This window comes from Mucilaginibacter sp., from assembly GCF_028288205.1.
Taxonomy (GTDB): domain Bacteria; phylum Bacteroidota; class Bacteroidia; order Sphingobacteriales; family Sphingobacteriaceae; genus Mucilaginibacter.
The window spans coordinates 1-5,382 of the sequence record NZ_JAQBOD010000059.1; the positions used below are offsets into that span (position 1 = coordinate 1).

General features: G+C 37.8%; 5 protein-coding genes and 1 riboswitch. Of the genes, 3 read left to right on the top strand and 2 right to left on the bottom strand.

Annotated elements, in window-relative coordinates:
* Positions 1–26: 26 nt before the first annotated feature.
* Together rpmI and rplT are read left to right on the top strand one after the other, a co-directional pair.
* Entirely contained in the window at positions 27–227 is a 201-nt protein-coding gene (gene rpmI, locus JWR23_RS15145) for a 50S ribosomal protein L35 (RefSeq protein WP_158996148.1), read from the top strand.
* Between the two features lie 77 nt (positions 228–304).
* Positions 305–649: a 50S ribosomal protein L20 gene (gene rplT, locus JWR23_RS15150; RefSeq protein WP_299498606.1), complete on the top strand. Its 345-nt coding sequence runs from the start codon at positions 305–307 to the stop codon at positions 647–649.
* 228 nt (positions 650–877) lie between these two features.
* On the opposite strand, the gene JWR23_RS15155 is transcribed toward rplT, so the two are convergent.
* Positions 878–1,642, bottom strand: a complete 765-nt coding sequence (locus JWR23_RS15155) for an SRPBCC family protein (protein WP_299517052.1) — start codon at positions 1,640–1,642, stop codon at positions 878–880.
* Between the two features lie 70 nt (positions 1,643–1,712).
* Positions 1,713–2,957: a serine hydrolase gene (locus tag JWR23_RS15160; protein WP_299517053.1), complete on the bottom strand. Its 1,245-nt coding sequence runs from the start codon at positions 2,955–2,957 to the stop codon at positions 1,713–1,715.
* A 45-nt stretch (positions 2,958–3,002) separates the two neighbouring features.
* Positions 3,003–3,206, top strand: a riboswitch (cobalamin riboswitch).
* A gap of 105 nt (positions 3,207–3,311) precedes the next feature.
* Here JWR23_RS15160 and JWR23_RS15165 point away from each other — a divergent pair.
* Positions 3,312–5,333: a TonB-dependent siderophore receptor gene (locus JWR23_RS15165; protein WP_299517054.1), complete on the top strand. Its 2,022-nt coding sequence runs from the start codon at positions 3,312–3,314 to the stop codon at positions 5,331–5,333.
* Positions 5,334–5,382 lie beyond the last annotated feature (49 nt).

A 5,382-nucleotide genomic window follows, 5' to 3' on the forward strand; every position in this document is an offset into this window, starting at 1 on the left:
ATAACTAACACAAATAAATAACGGATATGCCAAAAATGAAAACCAATTCCAGTGCAAAAAAGCGTTTTAAGCTTACTGGAACCGGTAAAATTGCAAGAAAGAACGCATACAAAAGCCACATCTTAACAAAGATGTCAACAAAACGTAAGCGTAACCTAACTCACACTAGTTTAGTTTCTAATGCTGATATGGGTAACGTTAAACGTATGCTTTGTATCGGGAAGTAATTAATTAATTTTTAACCAGGTATTAGAGTCTTAAGTTTTCGTTTAAACGAAACACTCACTACCAAAAATCAAAAGAAATGCCACGTTCAGTTAACGCCGTAGCGTCGAGAAGACGCAGAAAAAGGATCATGAACCTCGCCAAAGGTTATTGGGGTTCAAGAAGCAAGGTTTATACCGTTGCTAAAAACACAGTAGAAAAAGGTTTACAATACGCTTACCGCGACCGTAAAACCAAGAAAAGAGAATTCAGAGCTTTATGGATCCAACGTATCAACGCTGGTGCCCGTCAACACGGAATTTCTTACTCTCAGTTAATGGGTAAATTAACTGCAAAAGAGATTGGTTTAAATCGTAAAGTATTGGCTGATTTAGCAATGAATCATCCGGATGCATTTAAAGCGATAGTTGACGCAGTAAAATAGTCGTATTTTACAGATATTTAAAAGACCCGCCCATGCGGGTCTTTTTTTTGACCAATAAATTTAGCCATTCTTCCGAAAGTTGATTTTTTTCTACTTATATTAGTCCTTTAACTGATCTTATTAATTCATGAAGAACTCTTACTAAGTATAGTGATAAACGTGGATTTAAACAAAATAGGAAAGCCCTGCAAATAGCGGGGCTTTCCTGTTTTACAATTATTGCGAAGTTTAATTTGAAGCCGATTTATGTGTTGTCGGCTTATGACTTTTCCCATTGTGGGCTATAACCGGTTTTAAAGAGGTATCAATATCCATGTACTGCTTAAAATTGCGCACATCATTATCAACTATGTTTTTAAAGAAAGGGTTTAATATATGCGCTATGCTTGCACCAACGCCGCCTGCAGGTGGCTGGTAAGTTATTACTACATCAACCAAAGTACCTTTGCCGTCAGGCGCGTCCCTAAAATATACTTTGCCGGCATTATCAATTATTGAATCGGGTAATGAACTCCAGCCAATTACTTCGCCGGGTTTATCTTTTACTATGCTCGCGTCCCAGCTTACGGTACCAACTCCGGTAGGTAATTTAAGCACCCAGTGTGAGCGCTCGTTATCCAATAGTTCCACGCTTTCCAAATGGTTCATAAATAAAGGAAGGTTATCCAGTTTGCGCCAAAAATTATAAACTTCCTGGCGTGGCTTGTTAATAGTAAAAGCCGACCGGATATTAATATTAACCGGTTCCTGTGTATTTTTTCCTATCCTTGAGTAAATAGCGCAATGCCCGCTAACGCCGCGATTTAATAAATATCCGCCCGCGCCTAATTTTAAAATACTGGTAAATGGGCTTGAAAATAAATTACCCAATCCGGATAAAGCAAGTTTTACACCTGCCGCGATAGAGATGTACCGCTCGGGCCAGTTTAAATTTATATCTTCTTGTTCAGAAGTTGTATTCCTTTTAATGGGGTGTATTGCTATGACTGCCATAATATTTAATCTATATCAAATAAACAGCATTCAGGCCCTGAGGTTTTAATTTATTTAAAATGGACTACTATCATGGGTAAGTAAACTTGAATTTTGACAGATCAGGAAGATGTTTTTTGGATCGGGTTAACTCATATTGATAGATCATCTGTCCCAAATTTTTGAGGAAGGGCAGACAAACAGTTGCATACTCGTACTGATTATCATTATATATACCGTCTTCGTTTGATTGAACTACGGCTGTCAGCATAAACTCGACCTTATTTTTAAAGTCGACAATGTAAGTATTATCAATATCATAGCCATACGAATCGCCGGGCTTATTAAATATCCGGATGTCAGGATTAATTACTGCCGTGCTATCGCCACCATAAAACAAAAACTTACAGTAAGCCGGGAAATACTCCGGCCTATTATAGGTGGGTTTTTTACTTTCGGTAGGGAACATGCTCATATAATGATAGATGAAATTATAATCATCAGCGGTTAAATTAAAGCGCTGTTTTTTTGGAAAAATCTCGGGGAAGAGCAAACGCTTTAAAACCATTTGCTGATCGGCAATGGTATAAACATTAAGATTGGCAAAACTAAATGGTTGCATAACCAGTTTGTCGTTCCGGTCCAGGTACCCTTTGCCTTGCACCATATTATCCAGGTGCATAGAGTAGTCATTACTGTCGTATTGTTCAGGTTGGGTAATAATTTTATCGCCTGTTATAAATATAATAGGGTTTGTATGTTTGGCACTTTCGCCGCCATCTCCAACGGCCAATCTACCAATTATACGGGTGTTGCTTAAATTGTATTTTTTTAGTTTTTTGTTGATCTCTTCACGGCCCACAAATTCATAAAGCCGGTTATAAGCGTAATTATCGCTTACCAAAAGTATTTTTTTTATATAATTTTCTATTGACGGTTGGCCATTTGGCGCTGATGTATCTGCAAGTATTTTACTTTGGCCCGTAAAGCTGCTATCGGTATGCATGGTGGTAGCTCTTTTAATACCGCGATTTTTCAGCTCATTAATTTTCTCCAGCGCGAATATGGCAGTAGGTAGCTTAACTGTGCTGGCCGGGTAAAAATAATGCTTGGCATCGAGGCGATAACTATATGAAGTAAAATGCGGGACGTTATTTTTATCCCGATCTATCTGCGTGTACAATATTTGTACCTCGTTTTGCGTGGGATGTTTTAATATGCCGGCAAACAATTCAGGATGCGCTACGAGCATATTCTTTAAAGAAATGGTATCAATCTGTTGTGCCGACACGCACAGGCTTAGTATAAGCAGGAGTAAGGTGTAGTAATATTTCATTAGTTTAAATATACATGGATAATTTGCGTTATTAAATACTTATTCTACTTTTGTAATGCTTTAGGTTTCTTAATGATAACAATCATTAAGAATTAAAAGGGAATACAGTGTAAATCTGTAACTGTCCCGCAGCTGTAAGCTCCATAACCGTAGTCTATTCAATTAGTCACTATTCACTGTAAAGTGAATTGGGAAGACAGGACGAAAGGGGAGTAAGTCAGAAGACCTGCCAGAGTACTATATTATTCACAGCTTTCGGGGATTGAAGCTTGGATGTGAGATGCTCTCTTTATATCGGTGTGTTTTCATTCCAATAATCTGTTCCTGTTTGCTGTAAGTTTTACTTACATCGGCATGAAAAAAACAGTATTATACATTTTCGATCGTTTACGGCACCTGCCGGGATGCTTGATCGTGTTGCTGCTTTTTATTTCATCAACCCATCTTTTTGCGCAAATTGACACAGCCCAAAAATTAAAAGAAGTTACTGTAAATTCATCAACTGTACCTAAACTGCAGGTTATTGTTCCATCACAAACAATTTCGGCCAATGAATTTATTAAATACAATGCTTTTAATGTTGCTGATGCTATCCGCGATTTCTCGGGCGTTATTATTAAAGATTATGGCGGTATTGGCGGATTAAAAACAGTATCTGTTCGGGGACTTGGAGCTAATCATACTTCGATATTGTATGACGGTGTGCAAATAAACGATGCCGAGAACGGCCAGGTTGACCTGGGTAAACTAAACTTAAATAATGTACAGGCTATTACCTTATATAACGGTCAGCCGCCTGATATTCTTCAAACAGCAAGGGCATTTGCCTCGGCCAGTGTGTTATCTATCGAAACTATAAAACCACAATTAAATGCCGCTAAACCATATTTAATTACAGCCGGTATTAAAACAGGTAGCTTTGGATTGGTAAACCCTTATCTGCAATGGCAACAGCGTTTAAGTAATAACTGGTCATTTATTGTTAATAGCTATACAGAAAATGCCAATGGCCGTTATAAATATTTAATTGATAATGGCGCTACTATTTCCCAACAAACCCGCTCCGGGTCGGACATAGCCGCACAGCAAATTGATGGTGCCTTATACTGGAACAAAACCGACAGCAATAAATTTAATCTGCATATTAACTATTACAATTCAGATCGTGGTTTACCTGGCGCGGTTATACTTTATACGCCGCCGCCATTGGGCCAGCGTTTATGGAACCGTGATTTGTTTGTACAGGCAGGATATGAGCATATCTGGAAAACCGGATTGCATTTATTGATCAATTCAAAATTCTCGCAAAATAACCTGCATTATTTCGACCCGCAGTTTCCAAGTTCGTCAGGTATACTTGACCAGCATTATAACCAACGCGAGTTTTATCAGTCGGGTGCTATAGCTTATCATTTTATGCCGAATTGGGAGGTTTCTTATGCTACAGATTTGTCGGTAAATAATATGGATGCAGATATACCCAATTTCCGTTTCCCAACGCGTGTAACACTATTAAATGTACTGGCAACCAATTTAATATTAGGCGATTTGACCTTACAGGGAAGCTTGCTCAATACTAATATCAGCGAAACAGTTAGAACAGGTACAACGGTACCAAACCGAAATATCTTTTCGCCAACGGTTATGGCTACCATAAAGCCATTTGATGATAAAAACTTCCAGGTAAGGGGCTTTTATAAATATATATTCCGTGTACCTACGTTTAATGAACTGTATTATGGTTTTTCGCCCAATACAACCTTAAAACCGGAATATACTAACCAATATGATTTAGGTATATCATATACTAAAAGCTTGACTGGTCTGCTTGATTATGTTGCATTTACTACAGATGCTTATTACAATAACGTACTCAACAAAATTGTATTTATACCAAGCTTATACAATGGCTCTACCCAAAACTTTGGTAAAGTTGATATTAAAGGATTGGATGTTGGTTTAAAAACACAAGCTAAGCTTTCGGCAATATATAAGTTATCCTTATCAGTTAATTATTCCTATCAGCGAGCACTTAATATAACGGACCCTACATCCTCAACCTACCTTAATCAATTGCCTTACATCCCCCAAAATACGGTCGCCTTAAACGCTGGTATCAATAGAGGGGCCTTAGGTATTTATTATAACCAGATTTTTTCTTCGTCACGATACTATGATAACGATAACCAGCCTGCCGATTATATGCCATCGTATGCTATTAGCGATACGTCAATAGTTTATAAAGGCGTATTTAATCATTGCCCGATAATGCTTTCGGCAGAAGTAAATAACCTATTCAACAAAAGCTACGTGGTAGTGCAAAGCTATCCTATGCCCGGGCGTTCATACAGAATTTCATTTCAAATAACTATATAACAATAAATCCCATGAAACAGATTAAACTTAATTACCTATTTATCGCGTT